The organism is Pseudomonas delhiensis, from assembly GCF_900187975.1.
GTDB classification, from domain to species: domain Bacteria; phylum Pseudomonadota; class Gammaproteobacteria; order Pseudomonadales; family Pseudomonadaceae; genus Pseudomonas; species Pseudomonas delhiensis.
Map to the genome: position 1 here is coordinate 142,436 of NZ_FZPC01000003.1, position 26,965 is coordinate 169,400.

27 protein-coding genes are annotated in these 26,965 nt (G+C 68.9%); 12 read left to right on the top strand and 15 right to left on the bottom strand.

Annotated features, from left to right (window positions below):
• Window positions 1–227: 227 nt before the first annotated feature.
• The 3 genes from CHC02_RS03745 to CHC02_RS03755 form a co-directional block, all read right to left on the bottom strand.
• Entirely contained in the window at window positions 228–638 is a 411-nt protein-coding gene (locus CHC02_RS03745) for a type II toxin-antitoxin system VapC family toxin (RefSeq protein ID WP_089390171.1), read from the bottom strand.
• Window positions 635–895, bottom strand: a complete 261-nt coding sequence (locus CHC02_RS03750; RefSeq protein WP_089390172.1) for an antitoxin — start codon at window positions 893–895, stop codon at window positions 635–637. The genes CHC02_RS03745 and CHC02_RS03750 overlap by 4 nt, the downstream gene beginning before the upstream one ends.
• An 84-nt stretch (window positions 896–979) precedes the next feature.
• On the bottom strand, window positions 980–2,104 hold the full coding sequence (locus tag CHC02_RS03755; RefSeq protein ID WP_089390173.1) for a methyltransferase: 1,125 nt from the start codon (window positions 2,102–2,104) through the stop codon (window positions 980–982).
• A 128-nt stretch (window positions 2,105–2,232) separates the two neighbouring features.
• Between CHC02_RS03755 and CHC02_RS03760 the strand changes: the two genes are divergently transcribed.
• A complete protein-coding gene (locus CHC02_RS03760; RefSeq protein ID WP_089390174.1) occupies window positions 2,233–3,009 on the top strand; it encodes a ferredoxin--NADP reductase in 777 nt (258 codons plus the stop codon).
• Between the two features lie 188 nt (window positions 3,010–3,197).
• On the top strand, window positions 3,198–4,751 hold the full coding sequence (locus CHC02_RS03765) for a TerC family protein (protein WP_089390175.1): 1,554 nt from the start codon (window positions 3,198–3,200) through the stop codon (window positions 4,749–4,751).
• Window positions 4,752–4,769: 18 nt separating this feature from the next.
• On the opposite strand, the gene mscL is transcribed toward CHC02_RS03765, so the two are convergent.
• The gene (gene mscL / locus CHC02_RS03770) at window positions 4,770–5,183 is read right to left on the bottom strand and encodes a large-conductance mechanosensitive channel protein MscL (protein ID WP_089390176.1); all 414 of its coding nucleotides are present in this window, start codon (window positions 5,181–5,183) and stop codon (window positions 4,770–4,772) included.
• Window positions 5,184–5,373: 190 nt separating this feature from the next.
• On the opposite strand from mscL, the gene CHC02_RS03775 reads away from it, so the two are divergent.
• The 3 genes from CHC02_RS03775 (at window position 5,374) to radA (ending at window position 7,396) form a co-directional block, all read left to right on the top strand.
• The gene (locus CHC02_RS03775) at window positions 5,374–5,616 is read left to right on the top strand and encodes an HP1242/YdcH family protein (RefSeq protein ID WP_089390177.1); all 243 of its coding nucleotides are present in this window, start codon (window positions 5,374–5,376) and stop codon (window positions 5,614–5,616) included.
• Window positions 5,617–5,693: 77 nt separating this feature from the next.
• Window positions 5,694–5,936, top strand: a complete 243-nt coding sequence (locus tag CHC02_RS03780) for a hypothetical protein (RefSeq protein ID WP_089390178.1) — start codon at window positions 5,694–5,696, stop codon at window positions 5,934–5,936.
• 95 nt (window positions 5,937–6,031) lie between these two features.
• Window positions 6,032–7,396, top strand: coding sequence for a DNA repair protein RadA (gene radA / locus CHC02_RS03785; protein ID WP_089390179.1), 1,365 nt, complete (start codon window positions 6,032–6,034; stop codon window positions 7,394–7,396).
• 463 nt (window positions 7,397–7,859) lie between these two features.
• Here the strand turns inward: radA and CHC02_RS03790 are convergent, their stop codons facing one another.
• Entirely contained in the window at window positions 7,860–8,231 is a 372-nt protein-coding gene (locus CHC02_RS03790; RefSeq protein ID WP_089390180.1) for a PilZ domain-containing protein, read from the bottom strand.
• 147 nt (window positions 8,232–8,378) lie between these two features.
• Between CHC02_RS03790 and CHC02_RS03795 the strand changes: the two genes are divergently transcribed.
• From CHC02_RS03795 to yjiA, 4 genes are all read left to right on the top strand, one after another.
• Window positions 8,379–8,885, top strand: coding sequence for a DUF3015 domain-containing protein (locus CHC02_RS03795; RefSeq protein ID WP_089390181.1), 507 nt, complete (start codon window positions 8,379–8,381; stop codon window positions 8,883–8,885).
• Window positions 8,886–9,084: 199 nt separating this feature from the next.
• Window positions 9,085–11,151, top strand: a complete 2,067-nt coding sequence (locus CHC02_RS03800) for a carbon starvation CstA family protein (RefSeq protein ID WP_089390182.1) — start codon at window positions 9,085–9,087, stop codon at window positions 11,149–11,151.
• A gap of 15 nt (window positions 11,152–11,166) precedes the next feature.
• Window positions 11,167–11,370, top strand: a complete 204-nt coding sequence (locus CHC02_RS03805) for a YbdD/YjiX family protein (RefSeq protein ID WP_089390183.1) — start codon at window positions 11,167–11,169, stop codon at window positions 11,368–11,370.
• A 73-nt stretch (window positions 11,371–11,443) separates the two neighbouring features.
• The gene (gene yjiA, locus CHC02_RS03810) at window positions 11,444–12,433 is read left to right on the top strand and encodes a GTPase (protein ID WP_089390184.1); all 990 of its coding nucleotides are present in this window, start codon (window positions 11,444–11,446) and stop codon (window positions 12,431–12,433) included.
• A 404-nt stretch (window positions 12,434–12,837) separates the two neighbouring features.
• On the opposite strand, the gene CHC02_RS03815 is transcribed toward yjiA, so the two are convergent.
• From CHC02_RS03815 to CHC02_RS03855, 9 genes are all read right to left on the bottom strand, one after another.
• The gene (locus tag CHC02_RS03815) at window positions 12,838–14,325 is read right to left on the bottom strand and encodes an APC family permease (protein WP_089390185.1); all 1,488 of its coding nucleotides are present in this window, start codon (window positions 14,323–14,325) and stop codon (window positions 12,838–12,840) included.
• Between the two features lie 350 nt (window positions 14,326–14,675).
• Entirely contained in the window at window positions 14,676–15,419 is a 744-nt protein-coding gene (locus CHC02_RS03820) for a cache domain-containing protein (RefSeq protein ID WP_089390186.1), read from the bottom strand.
• Window positions 15,420–15,762: 343 nt separating this feature from the next.
• Window positions 15,763–16,512, bottom strand: a complete 750-nt coding sequence (locus tag CHC02_RS03825; protein WP_089390187.1) for a FadR/GntR family transcriptional regulator — start codon at window positions 16,510–16,512, stop codon at window positions 15,763–15,765.
• 152 nt (window positions 16,513–16,664) lie between these two features.
• Entirely contained in the window at window positions 16,665–17,357 is a 693-nt protein-coding gene (locus CHC02_RS03830) for a substrate-binding periplasmic protein (protein WP_089390188.1), read from the bottom strand.
• The gene (locus CHC02_RS03835; RefSeq protein WP_089390189.1) at window positions 17,354–18,727 is read right to left on the bottom strand and encodes a glutamine synthetase family protein; all 1,374 of its coding nucleotides are present in this window, start codon (window positions 18,725–18,727) and stop codon (window positions 17,354–17,356) included. The genes CHC02_RS03830 and CHC02_RS03835 overlap by 4 nt, the downstream gene beginning before the upstream one ends.
• A 121-nt stretch (window positions 18,728–18,848) precedes the next feature.
• Window positions 18,849–19,571 carry a glutamine amidotransferase-related protein gene (locus CHC02_RS03840; RefSeq protein ID WP_089390190.1) on the bottom strand — a complete coding sequence of 241 codons (723 nt, stop codon included), beginning with the start codon at window positions 19,569–19,571 and terminating at the stop codon, window positions 18,849–18,851.
• A gap of 10 nt (window positions 19,572–19,581) precedes the next feature.
• On the bottom strand, window positions 19,582–20,022 hold the full coding sequence (locus CHC02_RS03845) for a flavodoxin domain-containing protein (RefSeq protein ID WP_089390191.1): 441 nt from the start codon (window positions 20,020–20,022) through the stop codon (window positions 19,582–19,584).
• Window positions 20,019–21,299 (bottom strand): FAD-dependent oxidoreductase, encoded by a 1,281-nt coding sequence (locus CHC02_RS03850; protein WP_089390192.1) that lies wholly within the window; start codon window positions 21,297–21,299, stop codon window positions 20,019–20,021. Before CHC02_RS03850 ends, CHC02_RS03845 begins: the two co-directional genes overlap by 4 nt.
• Window positions 21,296–22,516 (bottom strand): cytochrome P450, encoded by a 1,221-nt coding sequence (locus tag CHC02_RS03855; protein ID WP_089390193.1) that lies wholly within the window; start codon window positions 22,514–22,516, stop codon window positions 21,296–21,298. The genes CHC02_RS03850 and CHC02_RS03855 overlap by 4 nt, the downstream gene beginning before the upstream one ends.
• Before the next feature lie 284 nt (window positions 22,517–22,800).
• On the opposite strand from CHC02_RS03855, the gene CHC02_RS03860 reads away from it, so the two are divergent.
• The gene (locus CHC02_RS03860; RefSeq protein ID WP_089390194.1) at window positions 22,801–23,481 is read left to right on the top strand and encodes a type 1 glutamine amidotransferase; all 681 of its coding nucleotides are present in this window, start codon (window positions 22,801–22,803) and stop codon (window positions 23,479–23,481) included.
• Window positions 23,482–24,161: 680 nt separating this feature from the next.
• Here the strand turns inward: CHC02_RS03860 and CHC02_RS03865 are convergent.
• The gene (locus CHC02_RS03865; protein WP_089390195.1) at window positions 24,162–25,655 is read right to left on the bottom strand and encodes an aldehyde dehydrogenase; all 1,494 of its coding nucleotides are present in this window, start codon (window positions 25,653–25,655) and stop codon (window positions 24,162–24,164) included.
• Window positions 25,656–25,886: 231 nt separating this feature from the next.
• Here CHC02_RS03865 and CHC02_RS03870 point away from each other — a divergent pair, with 231 nt between their 5' ends.
• On the top strand, window positions 25,887–26,564 hold the full coding sequence (locus tag CHC02_RS03870; RefSeq protein WP_089390196.1) for a YceH family protein: 678 nt from the start codon (window positions 25,887–25,889) through the stop codon (window positions 26,562–26,564).
• Between the two features lie 97 nt (window positions 26,565–26,661).
• Window positions 26,662–26,964 (top strand): hypothetical protein, encoded by a 303-nt coding sequence (locus CHC02_RS03875; RefSeq protein ID WP_089390197.1) that lies wholly within the window; start codon window positions 26,662–26,664, stop codon window positions 26,962–26,964.
• Window position 26,965: the final 1 nt, after the last annotated feature.

The following is a 26,965-nucleotide window of genomic DNA, read 5'->3' on the forward strand; positions in this document are numbered from 1 at the left end:
TCCCTTCGCGAGCAAGCTCGCTCCTACACCGGAATGGCGGAGCGGCTCTCATCCGCGAATCGCGCTGATACGTCCGGCTATCGCGGACAAGGTCCTACGGAGAGGAATACCGTGCTTCCCGCTAACTTGTAGGAGCGGGCCCTGCCCGCGATTCGCGCGCAGGGCGCGCTCCTACAGGGGAGCAGTGTGGCTGGGGCCGCGTAGGAGCGGACTCCGTCCGCGATGCCCTACTCGGCTGCCCAATCCTCCAGGCGCAGCCCGTCGATGCGTTCGAACTCGCGGGTGTTGTGCGTCACCAGGGTCGCCTCCAGTGCCAGGGCGTGGCAGGCGATCCACAGGTCGTTGGCGCCGATCGGCGTGCCGGCCAGCTTGAGGCGGGTGAATTGCGCCGCGTAGTGCTCGCACAGGCGCGGGGTGCCGTCGTAGACCACCGGCACCTGGCGCGTCAGGCGCTCCAGCTGGCGCAGGACCTCGCCGCGCCGGGTGCTGCGCTCGGCGCCCTTGAGCAGCTCGGCGTAGGTGATGAAGGACATGCATAGCCCGGCGTCGGCGGGCAGGGCGTTGACCCGTCGGGCCACGGATTCCGGGCGGTTCTTCAGCAGGTAGATGAGGATGTTGGTGTCGAGCAGGTATTTCACAGCTCTTCACGCTCCTGCACCGGCGGCTGCTCGCGCTGGCCTTCCTCCAGGGCCTCGACGAAGTCCTCGTCGAAGCCGGCGAGCGCCTGCAGCAGGGCCTCGCCGCGGTCCTCGGGCAGCGGGTGGATGACCAGGTCGCCGTTGGGCTGGCGGTGGATCTCCACGCGGCTGGCATCCAGGCGGAACTCCTGGGGGATGCGCACCGCCTGGCTGTTGCCATTCATGAAGACGCGGCTGGGAAGCGTCGATGTGGACATGCAATGGGCCTCCCTGTGTAACGTGTGTACAGGTATGTGTGTATCTTGCGCCCGCCAGTCACTGCAAGGCAATGCCCGCCCGTCTCACTTGCTGGCCTTGAGCACCACGAACTTCGGGTTCGCCGCCACCTGTTCGACGCCGCGGAACAGGCGCTTGAGCTTGGCGTGGTAGCCCAGGTGGCGGTTGCCGACTATCCACAGCTGGCCGCCGGCGACCAGGGCGTGGCGGGCCTGCTGGAACATGCGCCAGGCGAGGAAGTCGCCGACCACCTGCTGCTGGTGGAAGGGCGGGTTGCACAGCACCAGGTCCAGCGAGTTTTCCGGCTGCCCGGCCAGGCCGTCGGCGGCGTGGAACTCCGCTTCGCGCTCGCCCAGGGCGGCGCGCCAGTTCTCGCGGGCCGACTGCACGGCCATGAAGGACTCGTCCACCAGGGTGTAGCGGGCCTCCGGGTTGGCCAGGGCGCTGGCGATGGCGAGCACGCCGTTGCCGCAGCCCAGGTCCGCCACCCGTGCCCGGCCCAGGCCCCGCGGCAGGTGCGGGAGGAAGGCGCGGGTGCCGATGTCCAGGCCTTCGCGGCAGAACACGTTGGCGTGGTTGAGCAGTTCCAGCTTCGGCTGGTCCAGGGTGTAGCGGGTGGGGTAGGGCGAGGCGGCCGGCGCTTTGTCCACAGGCGTGGCGAACAGCAGCCGGGCCTTCTTCTCCGCCAGCGAGGCCTGCACCGGGCCGACGTATTGCTCCAGCAGGTCGCCGGCGGCGCGCGGCAGGTGCTTGACCATGGCCCCGGCGATCACCCGGGCGCCCGGCGCCAGGCGGCCGTGCAGGCGGATCAGCTGTTCCTCCAGCAGGGCGAGGGTCTTGGGCACCCGCAGCAGCACCAGGTCGAAGGGCCCGGCCGGGGTTTCGCTGGCCGGGACGAAGTCCACGGCGTCTTCCGCCAGGCCGTTGCGCGCCAGGTTCTTGCCCAGGGCCAGGGCGGCGAGGAAGGAGTCGCCGCTGCTGGTCACCCGCGCATGGCCGGCCAGGCCCGCGGCCAGGGCGCCGAAGGCGTCGTTGAGCACCAGCACCCGGCAGCCTGCGGCCAGGCCGTCGGCGGCCACCTGGCGCAGCAGGTATTCGTCGGCGGCGTCGAAGGCCTGCAGCGGGTCGTTGCGTTGCTCCGGCTGGCGGATCAGGTCGAGTTCGGCGAAGGGCGTCTGGAAGGTCGGCATGGGCATCGTTTTTTTGTTGCGTCAGGTCAGGCCGGCCGGGGTTTCCGGCAAAGGCCCTGATATCTGACGGTGTTTCTCGGTGTTGCGATGGGAGAAACTGTAGGCAGAGATCGGATCGGGAGCGGAGTATGACCGCCAGCGAAGAGAAGTTCACCCGTCAGACGCTGCTCGACGTGCAGACGCTGACCCCCAGCCTGTTCACCCTGCGCACCACCCGCGACGCGGGCTTTCGCTTCCGCGCCGGGCAGTTCGCCCGCCTGGGCGTGTACAAGCCCAGCGGCAGCATCGTCTGGCGCGCCTATTCGATGGTCTCGGCGCCCCACGACGAGCACCTGGAGTTCTTCTCCATCGTGGTCCCGGGCGGCGAGTTCACCAGCGAGCTGAGCCGCCTGCGCGAGGGCGACCAGCTGCTGGTCGACCGCCAGGCTTTCGGCTTCCTCACCCTCGACCGCTTCCCCGACGGCCGCGACCTCTGGCTGCTGGCCACCGGCACTGGGCTGGCGCCGTTCCTGTCGATCCTCCAGGACTTCGAGGTGTGGGAGCGCTTCGAGACCATCAAGCTGGTCTACAGCGCCCGCGAGGAAAAGGAGCTGGCCTACCGCGAGCTGATCGCCGGCCTGGCCCGCCGCGACTACCTGGCCGAGCACGCCCACAAGCTGCAGTTCATCCCGGTGGTCACCCGCGAGCAGGTGCCCGGCTGCCTGGGCGCGCGCCTCACCACCCTGATCGAGAACGGCGAGCTGGAACGCGCCGCGGGCCTTGAGCTGTCCCCCGAGCATTCGCGGGTGATGCTCTGCGGCAACCCGCAGATGATCGAGGACACCCGCGCAGTGCTGAAGACCCGCGGCATGAGCCTGGCGCTGACGCGCAAGCCCGGGCAGATCGCCGTGGAGAACTACTGGTAGTTAAGATTTGGAAAAGATTGCCCGCTTAAGCGGCGGGCGTCTTTGCCCTTAGGATGGCCGTCCATTCATAGCCCCTGGAACCCCATGGACTGCCACACGAGCGAGCCGCCCCCGGCGGCCGACGACCTTTTCGCCAGCATCTTCCCCCACACCCTCGCCGCGCCCCTGCGCGCGCCCGGGAGCTGACCATGGAGTGGCTCCTGGACCCTACGGCCTGGCTCGGCCTGCTCACCCTGATCCTGCTGGAGCTGGTGCTGGGCATCGACAACCTGGTGTTCATCGCCATCCTTGCCGACAAGCTGCCGCCGCAGCTGCGCGACCGCGCCCGGCTGATCGGCCTGTCGCTGGCGCTGCTGATGCGCCTGGGCCTGCTGGCCAGCATCTCCTGGCTGGTGACCCTCACCGAACCGCTGTTCGAGGTCTTCGGCAAGGCCTTCTCCGGCCGTGACCTGATCATGCTGTTCGGCGGCCTGTTCCTGCTGTTCAAGGCCACCATGGAATTGCACGAGCGCCTCGAGGGCCGCGTGCACAAGGCTGGCGGCCCGCGGGTCTACGCCGCGTTCTGGCCGGTGGTGGCGCAGATCGTGGTGCTCGACGCGGTGTTCTCCCTGGACGCGGTGATCACCGCCGTGGGCATGGTCGAGCAGCTGGAAGTGATGATGATCGCCGTGGTCTTCTCCATGGTCCTGATGATGGTCGCCAGCAAGCCGCTGACGCGCTTCGTCAACGCCCACCCCACGGTGATCATGCTGTGCCTGGGCTTCCTCATGATGATCGGCTTCAGCCTCACCGCCGAGGGCCTGGGCTTCCACATCCCGAAGGGCTACCTGTACGCCGCCATCGGCTTCTCGATCCTCATCGAGCTGGCCAACCAGGCGGTGCGCTGGCGCCGCCGGCGCAGCCTGCAGGGCCGCCGAGGCCCGCGCGAGCGCACGCGCTACGCGGTGCTGCGCCTGCTGGGCGGCAGGGTGGAGGCCGACGAGGTGGGCGAGGAGATCGCCGACATGCTGGGCGAAGAGCCGGCCGACGCGCCCTTCGACCGCCGCGAGCGGGTGCTCATCAGTGGTGTGCTGGAGCTGGCCGAACGCTCCATCCGCACGGTGATGACCGAGCGCACCGAGGTGCACCGCATCGACCTCGACGCCGGCGCCGAGCAGACCCGCCAGGTGCTGCTGGAATCGCCCTTCTCGCGCCTGCTGGTGATCCGCGCCGGCCAGGTGGACGAGCCGCTGGGCTACGTGCACAAGAAGGAACTGCTCAAGGCCATCCTCGCCGGCCGCCAGCCGGACATCGAGCCGCTGCTGCGGGTGCCGCTGAACCTGCCGGACAGCTGTAGCGTGCTCGGCGCCCTGGAGCAGATGCGCCAGGCCTCGACCCATGTGGCCTTCGTGGTCAACGAGTTCGGTGGCTTCGAGGGCCTGCTGACGCTGACCGACATTCTCCAGGCGATCGCCGGGGAACTGCCGGACGCCAGCGAGATGGCCGGCCCGGACATCGAGAAGGGCAGCGACGGCTGGCGCGTGCGCGGTGCCACCACCCTGGCGCTGCTGGCCGAGCGCATCGGCTTCCGCGGCCAGGCGCCGGAGGATTGCCGCACCCTGGGCGGCCTGGCGCTGCACCTGCTGGACCGCCTGCCGGCGGCGGGGGACGAACTGGAGCACCGCGGCTGGCGCCTGCGGGTGCTGGAGGTGAAGGAGCGGCGCGTCGAGCGCCTGCTGCTGCAACCGCCGCGCGCCGCCTGACGGCGCGCGGGGCCGGGCTCAGCTGCGGTTCTGCTGGTTCTTCAGCAGGTCGCGGATCTCGGTCAGCAGCACTTCCTCGGGCGTCGGCGCCGGCGGCGTCTCGGGGGCGGCGGCTTCTTCGCGCTTGAGGCGGTTGATGGCCTTCACGCCCATGAAGATGGCGAAGGCCACGATCAGGAAGTCCAGGCAGGTCTGGATGAACTTGCCATAGGCCAGCACCACCGCCGGGACGTCGCCCTCGGCGGCCTTGAGGGTGATGGCCAGGTCGGAGAAGTCGACCCCGCCGATCAGCAGGCCGATCGGCGGCATGATCACGTCGCCCACGAAGGACGAGACGATCTTGCCGAAGGCGGCCCCGATGATGATACCGACGGCCATGTCGACCACGTTGCCCTTGACGGCAAAGGCCTTGAACTCGCTGAGCAGACTCATGCAAAGACTCCTTGTTGGGAAGAGGGGACAGGGGGGAGTTTAGCGGTCGCGCCCGCGTTGAACACTACCCCCGCGCCGCCATGGACCGCCGCCTGCGCAAAAGTTCCGGCATGACCGGCGGCGCTGGGCGAAATTCGGGGGTGGTCTAGGCTGAAGGAAATCATCCACCCCACGCAGAAGGAGGACCGCCATGCCGCTCGAGCACCATCCCCTGGCACGTGAGTTTCCCGATCAGCGCGCCAAGATCGCCAGGCTCATCGGCGAGAACAGCCATTTCACCCGCCTGGCCGGCACCTACGAGGAACTGGACCGGCGCATCTACGACATCGAGGACGGCCGCGAGCCGCTGGATGACCTGGCACTGAACAACCTGAAGCTGCAGCGCGTCGCCCTGAAGGACGAGATCGCCGAACTGCTGCAGCGTTCAAGCTGAGCTTGATCGACATCAAGGGAGCTCGCCGAGGTCGGGCGTAGTCTTCGGACAACTTTTTCTACTGCTGGTGATCCGCCATGCGTAAAGAGCCGCGTCCCCTGGCCAAGTCCGTCCGCAAACAGGCCAAGACCCCCTTCGACCCGCGCCGGGCGCAGGAGCGCCTGGTGCGCCTGAAGCTGCAGTACGAGCTGCTGGACCAGCGCATCAGCCGGGTGGAGGAGGGCATCGAGCGCCCCGATGGCACCCTGGCCGCGCTGATCATGCGCCGCGAAGGCCTGCGCTACGACATGGAGAGCCAGTACCGCCTGCTGGCGGGCTGATTCCCCGGCCGCACCCGTCGGCCATTGCCGCGCCGGGCTGAAGCGCCCGGCGCGAACCGCTATGATGCGGGCTTTGTTTCCGACGGAGTCCGCCCATGGCCAAGGCCAAGCGCATGTACGGCTGCACCGAGTGCGGCGCCACCTTCCCCAAATGGGCCGGGCAGTGCGCCGACTGCGGCGCCTGGAACACCCTGGTGGAAACCGTGGTGGAGGGCGCTTCCTCCGCGTCTTCCGGGCGCGGCGGCTGGGCCGGGCAGCAGGCCAACATCAAGACCCTGGCGGAAGTCAGCGTCGAGGAGATGCCGCGCTTCAGCACCGCCTCCAACGAGCTCGACCGCGTCCTGGGCGGCGGCTTGGTGGACGGCTCGGTGGTGCTGATCGGCGGCGACCCGGGCATCGGCAAGTCGACCATCCTCCTGCAGACCCTGTGCAGCATCGCCAGCCGCATGCCGGCGCTCTACGTCACCGGCGAGGAGTCGCAGCAGCAGGTGGCCATGCGCGCGCGGCGCCTGGGCCTGCCGGAAGACCGGCTCAAGGTCATGACCGAGACCTGCATCGAGAGCATCATCGCCACCGCTCGCCACGAGCAGCCCAAGGTGATGGTGATCGACTCCATCCAGACCATCTTCACCGAGCAGCTGCAATCGGCCCCCGGCGGCGTCGCCCAGGTGCGCGAGAGCGCCGCGCTGCTGGTGCGCTTCGCCAAGCAGAGCGGCACGGCGATCTTCCTGGTCGGCCACGTCACCAAGGAAGGCGCCCTGGCAGGCCCGCGGGTGCTGGAGCACATGGTCGACACCGTGCTGTATTTCGAGGGCGAGTCCGACGGCCGCCTGCGCCTGCTGCGGGCGGTGAAGAACCGCTTCGGCGCGGTCAACGAGCTGGGCGTGTTCGCCATGACCGACCGCGGCCTGAAGGAAGTCTCCAACCCCTCGGCGATCTTCCTCACCCGCGCCCAGGAGTCGGTGCCCGGCAGCGTGGTCATGGCCACCTGGGAGGGCTCGCGGCCGATGCTGGTGGAGGTGCAGGCGCTGGTGGACACCAGCCACCTGGCCAACCCGCGGCGCGTCACCCTGGGCCTGGACCAGAACCGCCTGGCCATGCTGCTGGCGGTGCTGCACCGCCACGGCGGCATCCCCACCTACGACCAGGACGTGTTCCTCAACGTGGTGGGCGGGGTGAAGGTGCTGGAAACCGCGTCGGACCTGGCCTTGATGGCGGCGGTGATGTCCAGCCTGCGCAACCGCCCGCTGGATCATCAGTTGCTGGTGTTCGGCGAGGTCGGCCTGTCCGGCGAGGTGCGCCCGGTGCCCAGCGGCCAGGAGCGCCTGAAGGAAGCGGCCAAGCACGGCTTCAAGCGCGCCATCGTGCCCCAGGGCAACGCCCCCAAGGAGGCCCCGCCGGGCCTGCAGGTGATCCCGGTGACGCGCCTGGAGCAGGCGCTGGATGCGTTGTTCGAATAGACGGCGCCGAGGTGGTCTTCATAGGCGCGGGGGACGCCTGGTTCTTGCTTGCGAATGAGCCCAGCAGCGGAATCTGTTCGCGAGCAAGCTCGCTCCTACGAAAAGCCATGTCCGCACCTACGGGGAGAATGGGCACCCTGTAGGAGCGGGCCCTGCCCGCGAAATCGCGCGCAGGGCGCGCTCCTACAGGGGAATGGTGTAGTGGGGTTGAGTAGGAGCGGATCTCATCCGCGAATCGCGCCGGTGGTTCCGGCTATCGCGGGGTCCTACGGGGGAGGAATGCCGTGCTACCCAGCGAACTGTAGGAGCGGGCCCTGCCCGCGATTTCGCGCGCAGGGCGCGCTCCTACATGGGAATGGTGTAGTGGGGCGGCGTAGGAGCGGATCTCATCCGCGAATCGCGCCAGTGGTTCCGGCTATCGCGGACAAGGTCCCTACGAGAAGCCATACCTGCCTGGGGCACCCTACGCCTGCTCCCCCAGCGCCGTCAGCTCGCGCTCCAGCAAGGTCGTGTCGCCCAGGTTGAGTTCCACCAGGCGGCGCAGGTGGCTGATGGAGTCCAGGTCGATGTGCCGGCAGATGAAGCCCAGCAGGCCCTCGCGCTCCCAGGCCAGGTCCGCCTCCATGTAGATGTTGGCGTCGAAGCCCAGGTAGATGCGGATGTCGAAGGGCTTTCCCGGGTCGCCGTTCCAGCCCGGCGGGCGCGCCAGCAGCAGGCCCTGCAGGGAAATGTCGTGCAACTCGGCCTTCCAGCGCTGGCCATCCTGACCGACTTCGGTGCCGGCATCGAAGGCGATGCGGCTGAAGCGCCGTCGTTCGGCGTGATCGTCACTCATGGGCGGGCTCTCCGGCCGTTCTGCGTTCGCCTCACTATAGCCAAGCCCCTGTCGCCCGTCGCTCCGCCGGCCGGCGGTTTGACAGCCGCCCGGGCCTCGCCAAAGCTGCTAGGGCGGGTTCCCCATCAAACCAAGGCGGAGCGGAGCATGGACAAGAAGATTCTGGGAAAGGGGCTTATCCTCGGGGTTCTGGCGTCGGCGAGCCTGCTGGCCCAGGCCGATGACGCGAGCGACAGGGGCTGCGGCTGGGGCCAGTTGCTCTTCGAAGGCCAGCGCGGGCTGTTGCCGCACCTGCTGGCGACCACCACCAACGGCACCTCGGGCAACGCCACCTTCGGCCTGACCTCGGGCACCAACGGCTGCGATTCCAACGTGCGCATCCGCTACGGCGGCCGCTCGGTCCTGGCCATGAACGGCATGCTCGACAGCATCGCCGAGGACATGGCCCGCGGCCATGGCGACGCGCTGGACGCCTACGCCACCCTGCTCGGGGTACAGGCGCAGGACCGCGCCCACTTCGCCCAGGTCACCCGGCAGCACTTCGGCGAGATCTTCGCCAGCCAGGACGCCACCAGCGAACAGGTCTACGCCAACACCCTGGCGGTGATGCAGCGCGACGCCACCCTGGCGCGCTACGCCAGGCAGCCCACCTGAGCCTCCCAGCCGCGCCGGCCCGCGCGCAAACTCCCGGCGCAGAGCGGTTTGCGCCGCGCGGGCCGCGACACCGCACCGCCCCTTTTCAGGCGGCAATATCGTTGCAACGGCTCTAGACTAAGGTCGTATAAATGACTCGCCGGAAAGGACTAGAATTTTTCCTGCGAATTCTCGCCCTTCAACAGTCGGAAGCATCGCCATGAACAATAACAACAGCCTGCTACGTCACATCGCCTGGGCGATAGTGGCGATAGTCGGTGCCTTTGCCTTAGGAGTCGTGGCCCTTCGCCGCGGCGAAGCCATCAACGCCTTGTGGATCGTGGTAGCGGCGGTCGCCATCTACCTCGTCGCCTACCGCTACTACAGCCTGTTCATCGCCGACAAGGTGATGCAACTGGACCCCAACCGAGCCACCCCCGCGGTGCTCAACAACGACGGCCTGGACTACGTCCCGACCAACAAGCACATCCTCTTCGGTCACCACTTCGCCGCCATCGCCGGCGCCGGCCCGCTGGTGGGCCCGGTGCTCGCCGCGCAGATGGGCTACCTGCCCGGCACCCTCTGGCTGATCGCCGGGGTGGTCCTGGCCGGCGCGGTGCAGGACTTCATGATCCTGTTCATCTCCAGCCGCCGCAACGGGCGCTCGCTGGGTGAACTGGTGCGCGAGGAAATGGGGCAGGTGGCGGGGACCATCGCCCTGTTCGGCGCCTTCCTGATCATGATCATCATCCTCGCGGTGCTCGCGCTGATCGTGGTGAAGGCCCTGGCGGAAAGCCCCTGGGGCATGTTCACGGTGATGGCCACCATCCCGATCGCGATCCTCATGGGCGTGTACATGCGCTACATCCGCCCGGGCCGCATCGGCGAGATCTCGGTGGTCGGCGTGGCCCTGCTGCTGGGCTCCATCTGGCTCGGCGGGCAGGTCGCGGCCAGCCCCGAGTGGGCGCCGGTGTTCACCTTCCACGGCGTGCAGATCGTCTGGATGCTGATCGGCTACGGCGCCATCGCCTCGGTGCTGCCGGTGTGGCTGCTGCTGGCCCCGCGCGACTACCTGTCGACCTTCCTGAAGATCGGCACCATTGTCGCGCTGGCCATCGGCATCCTGATCGTCATGCCGGAGCTGAAGATGCCGGCCCTGACCCAGTTCACCGACGGCACCGGCCCGGTGTGGAAGGGCAGCCTGTTCCCCTTCCTGTTCATCACCATCGCCTGTGGCGCCGTGTCCGGCTTCCACGCGCTGATCTCCTCGGGCACCACGCCCAAGCTGCTCAACCGCGAGCCCGACGCCCGCTACATCGGCTACGGTGGCATGCTGATGGAATCCTTCGTGGCGATCATGGCCATGGTCGCCGCCTCGGTGATCGAGCCGGGCATCTACTTCGCCATGAACAGCCCGCCGGCGGTGGTCGGCACCGACGTCGCCGCGGTGGCCGCGACCGTTAGCGGCTGGGGCTTCGCCATCACCCCGGAAATGCTCACCCAGACCGCCAAGGACATCGGCGAGACCACCATCCTGGCCCGCGCCGGCGGCGCCCCGACCCTGGCCGTGGGCATTGCCCACATCCTCCACCAGGTGCTGCCGGGCGAAAACACCATGGCCTTCTGGTACCACTTCGCGATCCTCTTCGAGGCGCTGTTCATCCTCACCGCGGTGGACGCCGGCACCCGCGCCGGGCGCTTCATGCTGCAGGACCTGCTGGGCAACTTCGTCCCGTCGCTGAAGAAGACCGACTCCTGGGGCGCCAACATCGTCGGCACCGGCGGCTGCGTGGCGCTGTGGGGCTGGCTGCTGTACCAGGGCGTGGTCGACCCGCTGGGCGGCATCAACACCCTGTGGCCGCTGTTCGGCATCTCCAACCAGATGCTCGCCGGCATCGCCCTGATGCTCGCCACCGTGGTGCTGATCAAGATGAAGCGCCAGCAGTACGTGTGGGTCACCGCGCTGCCGGCGGCCTGGCTGCTGATCTGCACCAGCGCCGCGGGCCTGATCAAGATCTTCGACGGCAACCCGGCGGTGGGCTTCGTCGCCCTGGCGCAGAAGTACGGCGCGGCGCTGGACGCCGGCCAGGTCCTGGCCCCGGCCAAGGACCTCGCCCAGGTCAAGACCGTGATGCTCAACGCCTACATCAACGCCGGCCTCACCGTGCTCTTCCTGCTGGTGGTGTTCAGCGTGCTGGTGTATTCCATCAAGGTCGGCGCCAAGGCCTGGACCAAGAAGGAGCGCACCGACAAGGAAGCGCCGTTCCAGCCCATTCCCGAGGCCTGAGGCAGGAGGTGACACGTGTTCAATGACCTCAGCCGCATGGGCAAGTACCTCGGGCAGGCCGCCAGGATGCTGGTGGGCATGCCCGACTACGACACCTATGTCGAGCACATGCGCAACAAGCACCCGGACAAGCCGGTGATGAGCTACGAGGAATTCTTCCGCGAACGCCAGGAGGCACGCTACGGCGGCGGCAAGGGTCGGCCGATCCGTTGCTGCTGAAGCCGCGGATGGGTGTATAAACGGACGGGCCGCCTGCGGGCGGCCCGTTTTCATTCCTGCCTGGAACCTGCCCATGAGTGATTCCCAACAACCCGCGCAGATCCCGGTGACCGTGCTCACCGGCTTCCTCGGCGCCGGCAAGACCACCCTGCTGCGCCACATCCTGCAGGCCGAGCACGGCCTGAAGATCGCGGTGATCGAGAACGAATTCAGCGACACCCCCATCGACGGCCAGTTGCTGGGCGATGCCCCGGCGCAGGTCGTGACGCTGTCCAACGGCTGCGTCTGCTGCACCATCAACAACGACCTGGAGCGTTCGCTGTACCTGCTGCTGGAGCAGCGCGACAGCGGCGAGATCGCCTTCGACCGCCTGGTGATCGAATGCACGGGCCTGGCCGACCCGGCGCCGGTGGCGCAGACCTTCTTCGTCGACGAGACGCTGCGCGAGCGCTACCTGCTCGACGGCATCATCACCCTGGTGGACGCCGCCAACGCCGATCGCCACCTGCAGGAAGCCATCGCCCAGGCCCAGGTCGGCTTCGGCGACCGCATCCTGGTGAGCAAGCGCGACCTGGTCAGCGCCGAGCAGTACCAGGCCCTGGCCGAGCGCCTGCAGCGCATCAACCGCCGCGCCGAGCTGCACCCGGTGGACCATGGGGTGATCGACCTCGGGCGCCTGCTCGACGTGCGCGGCTTCAACCTCAACGCCGACGTCGGCCTGCGCCCGCTGCAGCCGCTGCGCCCGGTGACGGCCAGCGACGACCGCATCCGCACCCTGGTGCTGCGCAGCGACAAGGCGCTGAGCATCGAGCGCCTGAGCGAGTTCATGGACGACCTGCTGCAATGGCACGGCAACTCGCTGCTGCGCTACAAGGGCGTGCTGAACATCGAGGGCGAGGAACGCCGCCTGGTGTTCCAGGGCGTGCTGCGCCTGTACGGCTTCGACTGGGACACGCCCTGGGGCGAGGACGCGCGCGAGAGCGTGATCGTGTTCATCGGCGACAACCTGCCGGAGGAGCAGATCCGCCAGGGGTTCGAGGCGATCACCGGCGTCGCACCGTAGGGCGAATAACCGTTCGCGGTTATCCGCCGCCCGGCCGGAACACCGGTGCTCGGGGACAACGGCGGATAACGCTGTAGGCGTTATGCGCCCTACGTCGCTGCTCTTGTAGGCGCGAGCTTGCTCGCGAATGGTGTTTACCTTTGGCGTAGGTGCGTTGGATGGGCTCCGCTCCCTCTCCCTAACCCTCTCCCTGAAGGGAGAGGGGACCGTTGGGCAGATGCTGATGTTCTGGAGTCAGCCGGCTAGCACTGTGACTGCCGGCTGAAACCAAGCTTCCTCTCGGCACGGACAAGCCCCCTCTCCCTTCAGGGAGAGGGCTGGGGAGAGGGCGCTCTTCAGCTCCTCATCCTCCTCAAAAAGAAACGCCCGGCATTCACCGGGCGCTCTCCTTCAACTATCCAGCCTCAGTGCCGCGCCAGCTTCCAGGCATCCCCGGCCGGCGCGGTGCCCTTGTCGTAGGGCTTGAACACCGTCATGTACACCAGCCCCACGGCGATCACGATGGCGCCCACCAGGATGATCCCGTAGTTGATGTACCAGGGCGCGTCCGGGGTGCGCGGCCAGGACATGTTGACGATCGCCAGCAGACCGTAGGCCTGGGCGGCGATGTTCACCGGCCAGCCCCACTTGCCCAGGGTGAAGGCGCCGCTGGGCTTCCAGCCGCGCAGGCGGGCGAACAGGGCGGCGCCGACGATCATCTGGAAGGCCAGGTAGATGCCGATGGCGGCGAAGCTGACCACGGTGCCGATGGCGTTCTGCAGGTAGAAGCCGATGCAGACGATGGCCGCCGGGATCACCCCGCACACCACCAGGGCGGCGGTGGGCACGTGGGTGTTGGGCGACAGGCGCTGCAGCAGGCGGCTGCCCATGACCATCTCGTCACGGGCGTAGGAGTACAGCAGGCGGCTGGCGGCGGCCTGCAGGCTGAGCACGCAGGAGACGAAGGACACCAGGATCACCAGCATCACCAGGCGCGCGCCGAGCGGGCCGAAGGCGCCGTCGAAGATGGTGGTCATGGGGTCCTTGTCGGCGCCGGAGATCACCGCGCCTATGTCCGGCACCGCGAGGATCAGCGCCAGGGCGGCGAACATCGAGGCGCCGCCGCCGATCCAGATGGTCATGCGCATGGCCTTGGGAATGCGCCGGCTGGGGTTCGGGGTTTCCTCGGCGACGTCGCCGCAGGCCTCGAAGCCGTAGTAGAGGAACATGCCGGCCAGGGAGGCGGTGAGGAACGCCGGCCAGTAGGCGCCGTCGATGCGGATGTCGAAGGTGTCGAACAGCACCGAGATCGGCTGGTGGCGTTCGAACACCAGCAGGTAGCCGCCGATGACGATGGCGCCGATCAGCTCGCAGAGGAAGCCGAACATGGCCACCCGCGCCAGCAGCTTGGTGCCGCTGAGGTTGAGCAGGGTGGCGACCAGGGTCAGGCCCAGGCCGATCAGGGTGTTGGTCGCCGGGTCGGCCTCGAAGCCGAGCAGCGTGGTGACGTAGGGGCCGGCGCCCAGGGCCACCGCGGCGATGGTCACGCACAGCGACACCGAGTAGATCCAGCCGACCATCCAGGCCCAGCGCTTGCCCACCAGGCGCCGGGCCCAGGGGTACACGCCGCCGGAGATCGGGAACTGCGAGACCACCTCGCAGAAGATCAGGCACACCAGCATCTGCCCCAGGCCCACCAGCAGGTACGACCAGAACATCGGCGGCCCGCCCGCGGCCAGGCACAGGCCGAAGATGCTGTACACGCCGACCACCGGCGAAAGGTAGGTGAAGCCCAGGGCGAAGTTCTGCCACAGGCTCATGCTGCGTTCGAAGTTGGAGGAATAGCCCAGCGCGCGGAGCTGTTCCGCGTCGCGGTCGACCGGGGCGAGACCGGGTTGGATCGGACTGTTCATCGTTATTGTTCCTGTATGGCTATGCACGTCGGCATCGAACAGATGGATCGGGACTGGGAGCCCGCTGCCCACGGCGCGTGGCGGCAGCGGTGAAGACCGGGGCGGCCGGGCCGGGGTAACAGCGGCGGCCGCCTGCGTGGAGCAAGCACAGCCTATGCCATATTACATATGATTTAAAATGTTTTATTGGGCTCTCTTCTCGGGAAGGTGGGAAGGCTGGAGCTAGAGCGGTGGGCTCCTGGGCGCTATGGCCCGGGTGACAGGGCCGCCAGGGCTGTTCAGCGCCCTGGCGGGGAACGGAAATGGGGCGGAGTAACGCCGCACTGCTCCCATAAGGAGCACCGCCGGGCTCAGGCCGCGCGGTGGCGCTTCTCCGGCAGTTGCACCAGGGTCCAGTGCGCGGACTGCTCGGCCAGGTTGGCGCGCTGGCAGCGGGCGTCGGTGGCCAGCCCCAGGCTGGCTATCTCGCCGGCGATGAAGTTGGCGGTGTTGGCCGCCACCACCCGGCCCTCGCCGCTGAGGATCAGCGCCTCGTGTTCCAGGCGCATGAGCTTGGCGGTGACCACCCGCTCGAAGCGGTTCAGCGCGATGTCCGCGGCGGCCACGCCGAGGAAGCGCCCTTCCAGCAGCAGCGGGCGGGAGAAGGTGAGGATGTACATGTCCTGGCCGTAGAGGTCGACGTAGGGGCCGACCACGCTGCTGCGCCCGCTGTCGCGGGGGATGGCGAACCAGGGCATGGCGCAGTAGTCGTAGAAGTTCTCGCTGCGCCGGTTGAAGTTCAGGCTCAGCGGCATGCTGCGCCCGCCGGCGCCCAGCTGGCGCCACTCCAGGTACATCTCCTGGTCGCGCAGCACGCCCGGTTGCAGCACCACGCCACAGCCCTGCAGGCAGGCGCCGGGCTGCGTCAGGCAACCCTCGATCAGCGGTCGCAGGCTGGCCAGGTCGGCGGAGTCGACGGGCCCGCCGTCGGCATCGCGCCAGATGCTGTCGATGGCGTTGGCCAGGGTGTCGATCTGGGCAAAGATGTTACCGATCGATACGTCGATGCGCTGGGCGCATTCATTGAGTTCGTCGTTGCGTAGCGCGCACGCCATGGCCTGTGCCTCTTGTTATAGCTTGCTTGTATGGGGAAGGACCGGCCCCTGCCGAGGATAAAAATCCTAAAGCAGAGGTTTGTGGGTGAAAATGAGGGCAAGGGCTGTGCCAACTGGTCGTTCGCGGGGGCATGGCGGTGAAGAATGTTCGCCCTGCCTCACGCGGGCCCTGCCCGCGATTCGCGCGCAGGGCGCGCTCCTACAAGGGAATGCCCGGGGGGTGTAGGGCGCATAACCGTTCGCGGTTATCCGCCGTCGGCCGATGCACCGGTGCCCGGGGCTGCGGCGGATAACGCCGTAGGCGTTATGCGCCCTACGGGTATGGGGAACGCCGTTGGGGTGGCTAGGGCTCTTCCTGGGCCAGCAGCTCAAGCTTCATGTCGATCAGGCGCTTGATGCCGCGGTTGACGTGGGCCTCGACCATGGCGCCGGCCAGGTTCGGGTCGCCGGCGACTATCGCCTCGCGGATCGCCGTGTGTTCCTGCTGGATGGTTTCCACGCCGGGGGCGCCGGGCACCGGCAGCCAGAGCAGTTCGCCGATCTCCGCCTGCAGGCGGATTTCCGCGTGGGTGAGGCGCACCGACTGCGAGGCCACGGCGATCTCGATGTGGAAGCGCGCGTCGGCGCGGCGGCGTTCGTGGCGGGTGGCGGCCTTGCCCAGGGCTTCGATGTACTGCGCCAGGTGCTGGTGGTGCTCGCGGGAGGCGCGCCGGGCGGCCAGGCGTGCGGCGGTGCCGGAAATGGCGATGTGTTCGTCGCAGAGGTCGCGCAGGTCGATGGTGCTCAGCTCGTCGAGGCGGCTCAAGACGATCTCCGCGGGTATTTCCTCGATGGCGCGGATGAAGCTGCCGCCGTTGCGCCCGCGGCGGGTCTCGATGACGCCGCGCTGGCGCAGGTAGGCCAGGGCTTCGCGGAGGGTCACGGTGGCGACGCCGAACTGCATGGCCAGCTCGGTCTCGCTGGGCAGTTGCTGGCCCTCGGCGAACAGGCCGAGATCGATGGCGTCCATCAGCCGGCGCACGACCTCTTCGGTGCGGCCTTCCTGGCGCAGGCGGATGAACGGGCCGGGAGCGGTGGGTGAGGATCCATTCATGCTGCGGTACGGCCGCGGCGTGGAGGGCGCGCCGGAGCCAGAACTCCTGTAAGGGCCGGAAGGGGTGAGGGGCTGGCGCAGTATAACCTCATACTCAGAGTTCAATGTAGAAAGCGGCCGCCCCACGGGGCGGCCGTTTGCCGCGGTATGTTTCAGAAGGGGTAGGCGAGGCTCGGCATCCAGCGCTGCCAGATGCGTTGCAGCTCGCCGTCGGCCTTCAGCGCCGCCAGGGCGCTGTCCACCTCGTCCAGCCACTGTCCCTGGCCGCGCTTCACCGCGATGCCCCAGCGGTTGTGGGTGGGCACGCTGAAGCCGATGGCCAGGTCGGGCTCCTCGGCCAGCGGCACCAGCGCCACGTCGTCGTCCACCAGGGCGTCGATGCGGCCGTCGCGCAGGGCCTGGACCATGTCGCCGAGCACGTCGTCGGTGTCGCCGCCGAAGGGCACGGTGATGCAGCCTTCGAAGGTTTCCGCCAGGGCCATGTTGAGGCTGTCGGCGATCGCCCCGACGCGCTTGCCGACCAGGTCGGCCGGGCTGCGCACCAGGCTGCCGTGCAGCACCATCACCGCCTCGTCGAACACCGCGTAGGGCGCGGTGAAGTCGGCGAGGGTCAGGCGGTAGTTGGAGATGCCCTGGCCGCACAGCAGGATGTCGGCGTCGCCGGCCTGCAGCGCCGGGTAGAAGTCCGCCCAGTTGCGGTAGACGAACTGCGCCTCGCGGCCCAGGCGCGCGGCCAGGGCGCGGGCGACGTCGGACTCGTAGCCGTGGCGGTAGCCCTCGGCGTCCTTGTGGAACAGCGGCGGGGCCGGCAGGTCGGCGCAGAGAACGCGCAATACGCCGCTCATGGCAGGTAGTCCATGTACATCTTGGCTTCCCATTCTGTGACCACGGAGCAGTAGCGCGCCCACTCGTCGGCCTTGAGGTCGCGGTACAGCTCGGCCATCGCCGGCGGCAGCGCGCCGCGCACCACGGCGTCTTCGTCGAAGGCCTGCACGGCCTCGCCTAAGGTCATCGGCATGCGCACGTTCTCGCGGGCGGCGGGGATGCTGTCGCTGTTGTCCGGCTCGCCCGGGTCGACGCGGTTGGCCAGGCCGTCGCGGATGCCGGCCAGCAGCAGGGTGTGCGACAGGTAGGGGTTCACGCTGGCGTCGGGCAGCTTGTATTCCAGGCGGCCGTTGGCCGACAGGCGCACGGTGCAGGTCTTGTTGTCCATGCCCCAGTTCAGGCGGTTGGGGGCGAACAGGCCGGCGTCCCAGAAACGCTTGTAGGAGTTCACCGTGGAGGCCATCACCAGCATCGAGCCGGGGGCGTGGGCCAGCAGCCCGCCCAGGGCGTGGCGGCCGGTCTCGGTCAGGTGCAGTTCGCGGCGGCCGGCTTCGGCCAGCACGTTCTGCTCGCCGCGCCAGAGGCTGAAGTTGTGGTGGCAGCCGCTGCCCATGCTGCCGGTGGTGGGCTTGGGCATGAAGCTGGCGCGCACGCCGAACTCGTTGGCCACCTGGCGGCAGATCAGGCGGTAGGTCACCAGGCGGTCGGCGGTGAGGTGGCAGTCGTCGAACATCCAGTTCAGCTCCAGCTGGCCCGGGTCCTCGTAGTCGCCCTCGATCATGTCCAGGCCCATGGCCCCGGCGTACTGCATCACGCGCTGGAAGATCGGCCGCATGGTCTCCAGGTTGCCCAGGTGGTAGGCCGGGCTGGCGCCGGGGCGCACCTTGACTTCCAGCTTGTCGCCGAACCAGGTCATCTCCGGCTCGCAGCCGGTCTTCAGGCTCAGCCCGGTGTCGGCGGTGAAGGCCTTGTGGCTGTCGATCAGCAGGCCGCGGGCGTCGGTGGCCAGCACCTGGCCGGCGACTTCCTGGCGGTGGTCGGGCTCGTACAGGCGGCAGAAGAAGCTGCCGATGGACTTGTCCCAGGGCAGCACGTTGAAGCTGCCCACGTCGGGGATGGCGGTGAATTCCGCGGCCTGGGCGCCGCCGCCCAGCAGCACGCCGGCGCGGGTGCTCTGCAGGTCGGAGAGCGCGGTGCGGTGGAACTGCACGCCCTTCTCCAGGTTGCGCAGCAGGTGCTTGGCCGGCACCACCTTGGCCAGCACGCGGCCGCTGAGGGTGACCACCTGGTAGTACAGGTACTCCACGCCGGCGTCGCGGATGCGCGCGGCGAGGTCCTGGGCGACGGCGGAGCTGGTGTTGTATTCCTTGTGTAGATCGAGCGCTGTCATTTCGGGGTTCTCCTCGGGCAGCGGCAGGCAAGGCACGCTGCGATGGCGGATGAATTTAAATTTGTAAACTGTGTTTATATGTTTTTAAGCGAAGAACGCGACCTCTCTGCCAGGTTCCGGGCTAGGGGATGAACGGGGAACAGACCGCTCGGGTGTGTTCGCGGAAGAAGGCGGCAGCCCAGCGGGCGACCTGCCGGTTGTCCGGGGTCAGCCGCTGCAGCGATTCCCAGGCCCGCGCGGTGACGTCCGCCGGCAGCAGGCCATTGCCGTAGCGGTCGAGCAGGGCGGCCAGGTAGTCCACGGTGAACTCCGGGTGGAACTGCACCGAGCGCGCCGGGAAGGCGTATTCCAGCACCCCGTGCGGGCAGTGCGCGGAGCCGCCGGCCACGCGCGCCTGTGGCGGCAGGCTGCTGACCTGGTCCTGGTGGAACACCAGGGTGGCGGCATCCTCCAGGCCTTCGGCGGCATAGCGGTAGGCCTGGGCGCCGACGCCCCAGCCGACCTCGGCGCGGGTGGTGCGGCCCTCGTAGGCGTCGGCCATGATCTGGTGCCCGAAGCAGATGCCGAACACCGGCCGGCGCAGGCTGCGCAGGCGCCGCAACAGGGCCACCAGCCGCAGCATCCAGGGGCTGTGCTCGTAGCAGCTGTGGCGCGAGCCGGTCAGCAGGTAGCCGTCGAAGGCCGTGGCCTCGGGCAGGGCCTCGCCGCGCACCGCCGAGACATAGGTGAAGTCCGCTTCGGGCAGCGCCGGGGCCAGCCAGCTTTCGATCATCGCCGGGTAGCTGCCGAAGCTGTCCTGCAGTTCCTCGGGGACCAGGCCGTTTTCGATGATGCACAGGCGCATGGCGTTCTCCTCAGATCTGCCCGAGCAGGGTCTTGGCCCAGGCCAGGGCGGCGTCGCCGGGCAGCTCGCCGCTGGAGGCGTCGTGCTGGCCGTGCTCGCCCACCGCCGTGGCGCCCAGCTCCACCAGGGTGTCGGCGATGATCCGGCTGCCGCGGTTGAAGGTCTCGTAGAAGCTGTCGCCCAGGCCGAAGGTGGCGAAGCGCAGGCCCGCCAGGTCCGGGCGCCGGGCCTGCAGCGCGGCGTGGAAGGGCTGGGCGCTGTTGGGCAGCTCGCCGTCGCCGTAGGTGGAGCAGACGATGACGTGGAAGTCGCCGGCATCCAGCTCGGCCGGGTCGAAGGCGGCCATGTCGCGGACCTGGGTGGCGTAGTCGGCGCCCAGGGCGTCGGCGAGGTCGTCGGCGACCATCTCGGCGTTGCCGGTCTCGGTGCCGAAGAGGATGAGGATGTTCATGCGGGGTTCTCCTGGGGGCTGCGGGCGATGGCGAGCATGCCGGCGCGGTCGGTGATCTTGCGGCGCACGCGGCCGTCGGCGGCGGCCCGGGTCTCGGCGTGGTCGATGCGCTGCCACTGGGCGTAGCCGACGCCGCGCTCGCGCAGCCCGGCGGGCAGGGCGGCGAGGCCGGGGCGGCCGGCGCGCGGTGCGGCCTGCTGGTCGGCGAACATGGCTTCGGCGACGAGGCGGGCGTCCTGGCGGTTCTCCGGGATGGTCCCGCGCGGGCCGCGGCGCAGCCAGCCGACGCAGTAGAGGCTTTCGTCCAGGCGGCCGCGCTCGAGGTCGGCGCTGGCGCCCAGCAGGGCATCGCGGTGCAGCAGGCCATCGGCCGCTTCCTCGAAGCCGATGGCGCTGACCAGGCTGTCCACTTCCAGGCGCAGCTCGCGGCCGTCGGCGTGGCGCAGCTGCAGGGCCTCGATGCGCCCGCTGCCGTCGATGGCCCGGGGTGTCCAGCCGAAGCGGAACACCAGTTCGCGGCCCGTTGCCGGCTGCGCCTGTGCGGCCAGCGCGCGCAGCACGTCCAGGCGCGCCTGCCCGGCGGCGTCGGCACTTGGGCAGGGCTCCGGCGGCAGGTCCTCGATGCGGATGCGCACCCCGGCCAGCTTGCCCAGTTCGCGCAGCATCACCGGGTCGAAGCGGGCCTGGTCGGCCGGCGAGCGGCCGACGATGTCGATGCGCTCCACGCCTTCGGCCAGCAGCGCCTGCAGCGGGGCGTCGGCGATGTCGGAGCCGGCGAAGTCCTCGGCCGACTTGGCCAGCAGGCGCAGCACGTCGATGGCCACGTTGCCGTTGCCGACGATGGCCACGCGGCGGCCGAACGCCGGGGCGAAGCCCTGTTCGTCCGGGTGGCCGTTGAACAGGCGGGTGACGCGGCCGGAGCCGTAGACGCCAGCCAGCCCGTCGCCGGGGATGCCCAGGCGGCGGTCGCCGTAGAGGCCGGTGGCGAGCACCACCAGGTCGAAGGCTTCTCGCAGTTGCTCCAGCGACAGGTCGCGGCCCACTTCCAGGTTGCCGAGGAAGGCCACGCCCTCGCGCTCGAACAGCCGCTCGAACTGCCGGCACACCGCCTTGGTGCCCTGGTGGTCCGGCGCCACGCCGTAGCGCACCAGGCCGAAGGGCGCGGGCAGGCGCTCGACCAGCACGATCTGCGCGTCCGCCCAGTGCTTGCGCAGGGCCTGGGCCAGGTAGCAGGCCGAGGGCCCGCTGCCGACGATGGCGACGCTGGGCGCGTTCATTCGCCGCGCACCGCGTCGAAGCGGATCGGCAGGCGGGTGGCGCCGGTGTTGCCGCTGTCCGGCAGCCATTCGGCCTCGCCGTTGGGCGCCGGGTTCCTCAGGTGCTGGGCGAGCAGGGCCAGGGCCGCGGTCATGTCGCCGCGGGCGATGAAGTGGCCGATGCAGTGGTGCGCGCCGGCGCCGAAGCCGAAGTGCGGCAGGCGCTTGGCGGTGATGTCGAAGCTGGCGTCCTCGAAGGCATGCGGGTCGCTGCCGGCGGACTGGCTGAACAGGTGCAGGGTGGTGCCCTTGGCGATGTGCAGGCCCTGGTACTCGAAGTCCTCCAGCGCCTCGCGGGTGACCCAGGTGACGGTCGGGCGCACGCGCATCACTTCTTCCACTGCGGCGCGGGCCAGCTCGGGGTCGTTGCCCAGCAGCTCCCATTGCGCGGGGTGCTGCAGGAAGGTGTCCATGGCCAGGCTGAGCTGGTTGCGGGTGGTGTCGATGCCGCCGAAGATCGCCAGGACGATCATGTCGTACAGCTCCTGGTCGCTGAGGGCGTTCTTGTCCTCTTCGTTGGCGCGCACCAGGCTGCTGAGGAAGTCCTCGCCCAGGCCGTTGCGCTTGAGCGCCTCCACCGCCTGGCGGGCATAGCCGAAGAGCTTGTCGGTGGCGGCGTTGATGCGCGCTTCGTCGCGCTTGAAGGTCACGCCCAGGGCCAGGCCCATCTCCACCGCCAGCTCGGCCAGGCCCTTCCACTCGCTGACCGGCAGGCCGAGCAGCAGGCAGATCACCTGGGTGGCGTAGGGTTCGGCGAACTCGCTGACGAACTCGCACTCGCCGCGCCCTTCGAACCGGGCGATCAGGTCGCCGGCCAGGCGCTGGAAGTCCGGCATCATCTGCTTCACCAGCTTGGGCGCGAAGGCCGGGTTGGCCAGGCGGCGCAGGCGCGAATGGTCGGCGCCTTCCTTGCTCAGCAGCATGCGCATCCACCAGTCGGCGAAACTGCCGCTGGCGTTGTTGTGCGCGGGCCAGGCGTAGCTGCCCTGGCGCAGGCGCTGGTCGCGCAGCAGCTTGTTCACCTCGTCGTAGCGCAGCACGGCGATGCCGTAGGGCGTGCGGGCGAACCAGCTCTTCTCGCGGGCCTCCATCACCGCCCGGGAGCGGATGGAAAAGGCCGGGTCGCTGACATCCAGGTAGGGCGCGTCATCGAGGCGGGTAGGGGCGCTGGTGGTCATTCGGACACCTCCGTTCTGGCGCTTGCCGCCAGTGGGCGGTGCGCTGTTGTTGTGATGGGCGAGGCCGGGCGGCGCCGCCATCCGCCGTCGGTGGGCGGCGGGGGATGGATTTGAATTTAAAATATGGTTTCATAGTTTTCAACAGGCTTTTTTCGCCTTTCCGTTGTCTTTTGAGTGGGCCTTGGCTGCTCGCGAAAGCGAGAGTCCAGGTTTCATGCGGGCTTCAGCGCTGCGGATGGGTGAAATAAAAAATCTGTTTTGGAATCTTTTAAGGAGGAAACACCATGAAACCATCCCGTGCCATCGCCGTGCTGCACGACGCCGCCGACGTCGCCGGCTGCCTGCCGGAGCTGTTCGCCGAGCAGGGCATCGACCTGGAGCTGCGCTGCGTGGAGGACTTCCTGCCGCCGCCGGACAGCCTGGAACTGCTGCTGGTGCTGGGCAGCCCCGAGTCGGCCTACGACCATCGCGTGCCCTGGCTGGGTGGCGAGCTGGCCTGGCTGAAGGCCGTGCAGGCCCATGGCGTGCCGACCCTGGGCATCTGCTTCGGCAGCCAGCTGCTGGCCCGCGCCCTGGGCGGCGAGGTGTACCGCAACCGCCAGGCCGAGATCGGCTGGACGCCCATCGAGACCGCGCCGGCGGACCAGGCCCTGCGCGGCCCCTGGCTGAACTTCCATTTCGACGCCTTCACCCCGCCGCCGGGCGCCACCCTGGTGGGCAGCACCGAGCTGGCGGCCCAGGCCTACCGCCACGGCCGCAGCCTGGGCGTGCAGTTCCACCCGGAGATCGACACGGCGATGTTCGACACCTGGATCGCCTACTGGCGGCGCAGCGAGGAAGGCCGGCGCTTCATGGCCGAGGCAGGCGACCTGCCGGAACGGATCCGCGCGGAGATCGCCGAGCGGGAGGGGGTGAACAAGGCGAATTGCCGGGCGTTGCTGGGGGATTTTCTTGGGCGGTTGTGATTGGGGTGCTTGGTGCTTGTTGTAGGAGCGAGCTTGCTCGCGAAGGGCGTTTGCCGGCGGCTGCGGTGTATGGGCCTGGCCCCGCTCCCCCTCCCTGACCCTCCCCCGCAAGCGGGAGAGGGGACCGTTGGGCAGAACGGGTGGTTGTGGAGTCAGCCGGGCGTCCTGTTCGCGAGCAAGCTCGCTCCTACGAGAGCGGGAGCGGGCAGGATGACTGCTTGGCCTCGCTTCACGCCGAACGGCCCCCTCTCCCTTCAGGGAGAGGGCTGGGGAGAGGGTGACGGACTCCGACGACACTCCGGAGCATGGCTTGACTCCGCTCCCCCTCCCTAACCCTCCCCCGCAAGCGGGAGAGGGGACCATTGGGCAGAACGGGTGGTTGTGGAGTCAGCCGGGTGTCCTGTTCGCGAGCAAGCTCGCTCCTACGAGAGCGGGAGCGGGCAGGATGACTGCTTGGCCTCGCTTCACGCCGAACGGCCCCCTCTCCCTTCAGGGAGAGGGCTGGGGAGAGGGTGACGGACTCCGACGACACTCCGGAGCATGGCTTGACTCCGCTCCCCCTCCCTGACCCTCCCCCGCAAGCGGGAGAGGGGACCATTGGGCAGAACGGGTGGTTGTGGAGTCAGCCGGGCGTCCTGTTCGCAAGCTCGCTCCTACGAAAGACGCCGGCGCGGGGACAGTCAGAGCTTGATCCAGGTCGCCTTCAGCTCGGTGTACTTGTCGAACGCATGCAGCGACTTGTCGCGGCCGTTGCCCGACTGCTTGAAGCCGCCGAAGGGCGCGGTCATGTCGCCGCCGTCGTACTGGTTGATCCACACGCTGCCGGCGCGCAGGGCGCGGGCGGTCTGGTGGGCCTTGGAGATGTCGCGGGTCCACACTGCCGCGCCCAGGCCGTACTGGGTGTCGTTGGCGATGCGGATGGCTTGCTCGGCGCCTTCGAACTCGATCACCGAGAGCACCGGGCCGAAGATTTCCTCGCGGGCGATCTTCATGGCGTTGCTCACGCCGTCGAACAGCGTCGGCTCCACGTAGGTGCCGCCGGTTTCCTCCAGCACGCGCTGGCCGCCGGTGAGCAGGCGGGCGCCCTCGGCCTTGCCGGCCTCGATGTAGCCCAGCACCTGCTCCAGCTGGCGGCCGTCCACCAGGGCGCCGACGTTGGTCTGCGGGTCCAGCGGGTGGCCGGCCTTCCAGCCCTTCAGGGCCTCCACCACCAGGGGCACGAACTGCGCCTTGATGGACTTCTCCACCAGCAGGCGCGAGCCCGCGGTGCACACCTCGCCCTGGTTGAAGGCGATGGCCGCGGCGGCGGCTTCGGCGGCGGCCTGCAGGTCCGGGGCGTCGGCGAAGACGATGTTCGGGCTCTTGCCGCCGGCCTCCAGCCACACGCGCTTCATGTTCGACTCGCCGGCGTAGACCAGCAGTTGCTTGGCGATCCTGGTCGAGCCGGTGAACACCACGGTATCCACGTCCATATGCAGCGCCAGGGCCTTGCCCACGGTGTGGCCGTAGCCCGGCAGCACGTTGAGCACGCCCCTGGGCAGGCCGGCGTCCAGCGCCAGCTGGGCGATGCGGATGGCGGTCAGCGGCGAGCGCTCGGAGGGCTTGAGGATCACCGAGTTGCCGGTGGCCAGGGCCGGGCCGAGTTTCCAGCTGGCCATCATCAGCGGGAAGTTCCACGGCACGATGGCGGCGACCACGCCCACCGCCTCGCGGGTGACCAGGCCCAGTTGGTCGCGGGGGGTGGCGGCGACCTCGTCGTAGACCTTGTCGATGGCCTCGCCGCTCCAGCGGATGCTGTCCACCGCGCCGGGCAGGTCGACGTTCAGCGAGTCGCCGATGGGCTTGCCCATGTCCAGGGTTTCCAGCAGCGCCAGTTCCTCGGCGTGCGCTTCCAGCAGCTCGGCGAAGCGCACCAGCACGGCCTTGCGCGCGGCCGGCGCCTGCTGCGACCACGCGCCGGATTCGAAGGCGGCGCGGGCGCTCTGCACGGCGCGCTCGGCGTCGGCGGCGTCGCAGCTGGCGACCTTGGCCAGCAGGCGCCCGTCCACCGGGCTGATGCAGTCGAAGGTGGCGCCGTCGGCGGCGTCGAGGTACTGGCCGTCGATGAAGGCGCGGCCTTCGATGCGCAGTTGGCTGGCGCGGGCTTCCCAGTCGGCTCGGGTCGCTTGGGTCATGGCTTGGTTGCTCCTGCTCGTTGTTGTGGTGTGGGTGGCCGCCGGGTGGGCGAGCCGAATAATACATATGAGACCATATCTTAAGCGCTCGCCAGTGCCAATGGTCGCCTGCGACTCGCTGCCGGCCAGCTGCCTGTGGACCGGCCCGGCGTGAGGCCCGACGCCGCGGAAGGTGCCAAAGCCGTCGTGGGCGGCTAGGCTAGTGCCCTCCAAGCGATCTCTGGAAACGACATGAACGACGAAGCCACAAGCCTGCCCGAGCGCGAGCCCCTCGGCGCGGTGGACATCCGCGTGCTCGGCAGCCTGATCGAAAAGCAGCTGACCACCCCGGAAGCCTACCCGCTGACCCTCAACGCCCTGGTCACCGCCTGCAACCAGAAGACCAGCCGCGAGCCGGTGATGGACCTCAACCCCGGCCAGGTCGGCCAGGCCCTGCGCCGCCTGGAGGGCCTGGAGATGGTGCGCCTGGTGATGGGCAGCCGCGCCGACCGCTGGGAGCAGCGCCTGGACAAGGCGCTGGAACTGGTCAAGCCGCAGTGGGTGCTGCTCGGCCTGCTGTTCCTGCGCGGCCCGCAGACGCTCAACGAACTGCTCACCCGCAGCATGCGCATGCACGACTTCGACGACACCGAGGAAGTCCGCCACCAGCTGGAACGCCTGGCCGCGCGCGGTTTCGCCATGCAGCTGGAACGCCAGAGCGGCCAGCGCGAGGACCGCTACATGCACCTGCTGGGCAGCGCCGCCGACCGCGAGGCCGCCATCGCCGCCAGCGGCCGTGGCGCCTCGGCGCCGCGCGGCGAGCACAGCGTGCAGGACGAGGCGCGCATCCTCGAGCTGGAAGCCCGCGTGGCCGCCCTGGAGGAACGCCTGGCGCGCCTGGAGCAGGACCGCGACAACGGTCTGGATTGACACGCACCGCGGCCATGGAGACGGCCGGATAAGGATTCTTTAAGAATTCGTCCGCATAGTGCCAGGACCGTTTTCATGGCTGCACAGGGGAGCTTCCATGGGGCCTAGACCTTCGCAGGCGCTGCTGGTGTCGGTGCTGTGCCAGCTGTCCGAAAGCCAGCCGCGCTCGCTCGCCGAGCTGAGCGGCCAGCGCGAGAACAACCTGCTAGCGATCCGCGAGCTGTTCCGCCAGGGGCGCATCAGCGGCGTGCTGCGCGACGATCCCCTGGGCCTTGAGGACGACCAGGGCCCGCTGCTCTGCGATGCCGAGCGCCTGCGCCTGCGCCGCCCCTATGCGCTGCAGGTGGAGGAACTGAAGGAGCAGGCGGCGCCGCCGGTGGATGGCTTGATCCGCATCTGAC

Bases quoted from the DNA above. Each gene is read 5' to 3' on its own strand.
- CHC02_RS03760 (WP_089390174.1), top strand. From the start codon at position 2,233: ATGACCGCCAGCGAAGAGAAGTTCACCCGTCAGACGCTGCTCGACGTG.
- CHC02_RS03825 (WP_089390187.1), bottom strand. From the start codon at position 16,512: ATGAATGGATCCTCACCCACCGCTCCCGGCCCGTTCATCCGCCTGCGC.
- CHC02_RS03870 (WP_089390196.1), top strand. From the start codon at position 25,887: ATGAACGACGAAGCCACAAGCCTGCCCGAGCGCGAGCCCCTCGGCGCG.
- CHC02_RS03845 (WP_089390191.1), bottom strand. From the start codon at position 20,022: ATGAACATCCTCATCCTCTTCGGCACCGAGACCGGCAACGCCGAGATG.
- CHC02_RS03850 (WP_089390192.1), bottom strand. From the start codon at position 21,299: ATGAACGCGCCCAGCGTCGCCATCGTCGGCAGCGGGCCCTCGGCCTGC.
- CHC02_RS03780 (WP_089390178.1), top strand. From the start codon at position 5,694: ATGCGTAAAGAGCCGCGTCCCCTGGCCAAGTCCGTCCGCAAACAGGCC.
- CHC02_RS03875 (WP_089390197.1), top strand. From the start codon at position 26,662: ATGGGGCCTAGACCTTCGCAGGCGCTGCTGGTGTCGGTGCTGTGCCAG.
- CHC02_RS03750 (WP_089390172.1), bottom strand. From the start codon at position 895: ATGTCCACATCGACGCTTCCCAGCCGCGTCTTCATGAATGGCAACAGC.
- CHC02_RS03840 (WP_089390190.1), bottom strand. From the start codon at position 19,571: ATGCGCCTGTGCATCATCGAAAACGGCCTGGTCCCCGAGGAACTGCAG.
- CHC02_RS03865 (WP_089390195.1), bottom strand. From the start codon at position 25,655: ATGACCCAAGCGACCCGAGCCGACTGGGAAGCCCGCGCCAGCCAACTG.
- CHC02_RS03855 (WP_089390193.1), bottom strand. From the start codon at position 22,516: ATGACCACCAGCGCCCCTACCCGCCTCGATGACGCGCCCTACCTGGAT.
- yjiA (WP_089390184.1), top strand. From the start codon at position 11,444: ATGAGTGATTCCCAACAACCCGCGCAGATCCCGGTGACCGTGCTCACC.
- CHC02_RS03755 (WP_089390173.1), bottom strand. From the start codon at position 2,104: ATGCCGACCTTCCAGACGCCCTTCGCCGAACTCGACCTGATCCGCCAG.
- CHC02_RS03815 (WP_089390185.1), bottom strand. From the start codon at position 14,325: ATGAACAGTCCGATCCAACCCGGTCTCGCCCCGGTCGACCGCGACGCG.
- mscL (WP_089390176.1), bottom strand. From the start codon at position 5,183: ATGAGTCTGCTCAGCGAGTTCAAGGCCTTTGCCGTCAAGGGCAACGTG.
- CHC02_RS03830 (WP_089390188.1), bottom strand. From the start codon at position 17,357: ATGAGCGGCGTATTGCGCGTTCTCTGCGCCGACCTGCCGGCCCCGCCG.
- CHC02_RS03820 (WP_089390186.1), bottom strand. From the start codon at position 15,419: ATGGCGTGCGCGCTACGCAACGACGAACTCAATGAATGCGCCCAGCGC.
- CHC02_RS03800 (WP_089390182.1), top strand. From the start codon at position 9,085: ATGAACAATAACAACAGCCTGCTACGTCACATCGCCTGGGCGATAGTG.
- CHC02_RS03775 (WP_089390177.1), top strand. From the start codon at position 5,374: ATGCCGCTCGAGCACCATCCCCTGGCACGTGAGTTTCCCGATCAGCGC.
- CHC02_RS03790 (WP_089390180.1), bottom strand. From the start codon at position 8,231: ATGAGTGACGATCACGCCGAACGACGGCGCTTCAGCCGCATCGCCTTC.
- CHC02_RS03795 (WP_089390181.1), top strand. From the start codon at position 8,379: ATGGACAAGAAGATTCTGGGAAAGGGGCTTATCCTCGGGGTTCTGGCG.
- CHC02_RS03835 (WP_089390189.1), bottom strand. From the start codon at position 18,727: ATGACAGCGCTCGATCTACACAAGGAATACAACACCAGCTCCGCCGTC.
- radA (WP_089390179.1), top strand. From the start codon at position 6,032: ATGGCCAAGGCCAAGCGCATGTACGGCTGCACCGAGTGCGGCGCCACC.
- CHC02_RS03860 (WP_089390194.1), top strand. From the start codon at position 22,801: ATGAAACCATCCCGTGCCATCGCCGTGCTGCACGACGCCGCCGACGTC.
- CHC02_RS03765 (WP_089390175.1), top strand. From the start codon at position 3,198: ATGGAGTGGCTCCTGGACCCTACGGCCTGGCTCGGCCTGCTCACCCTG.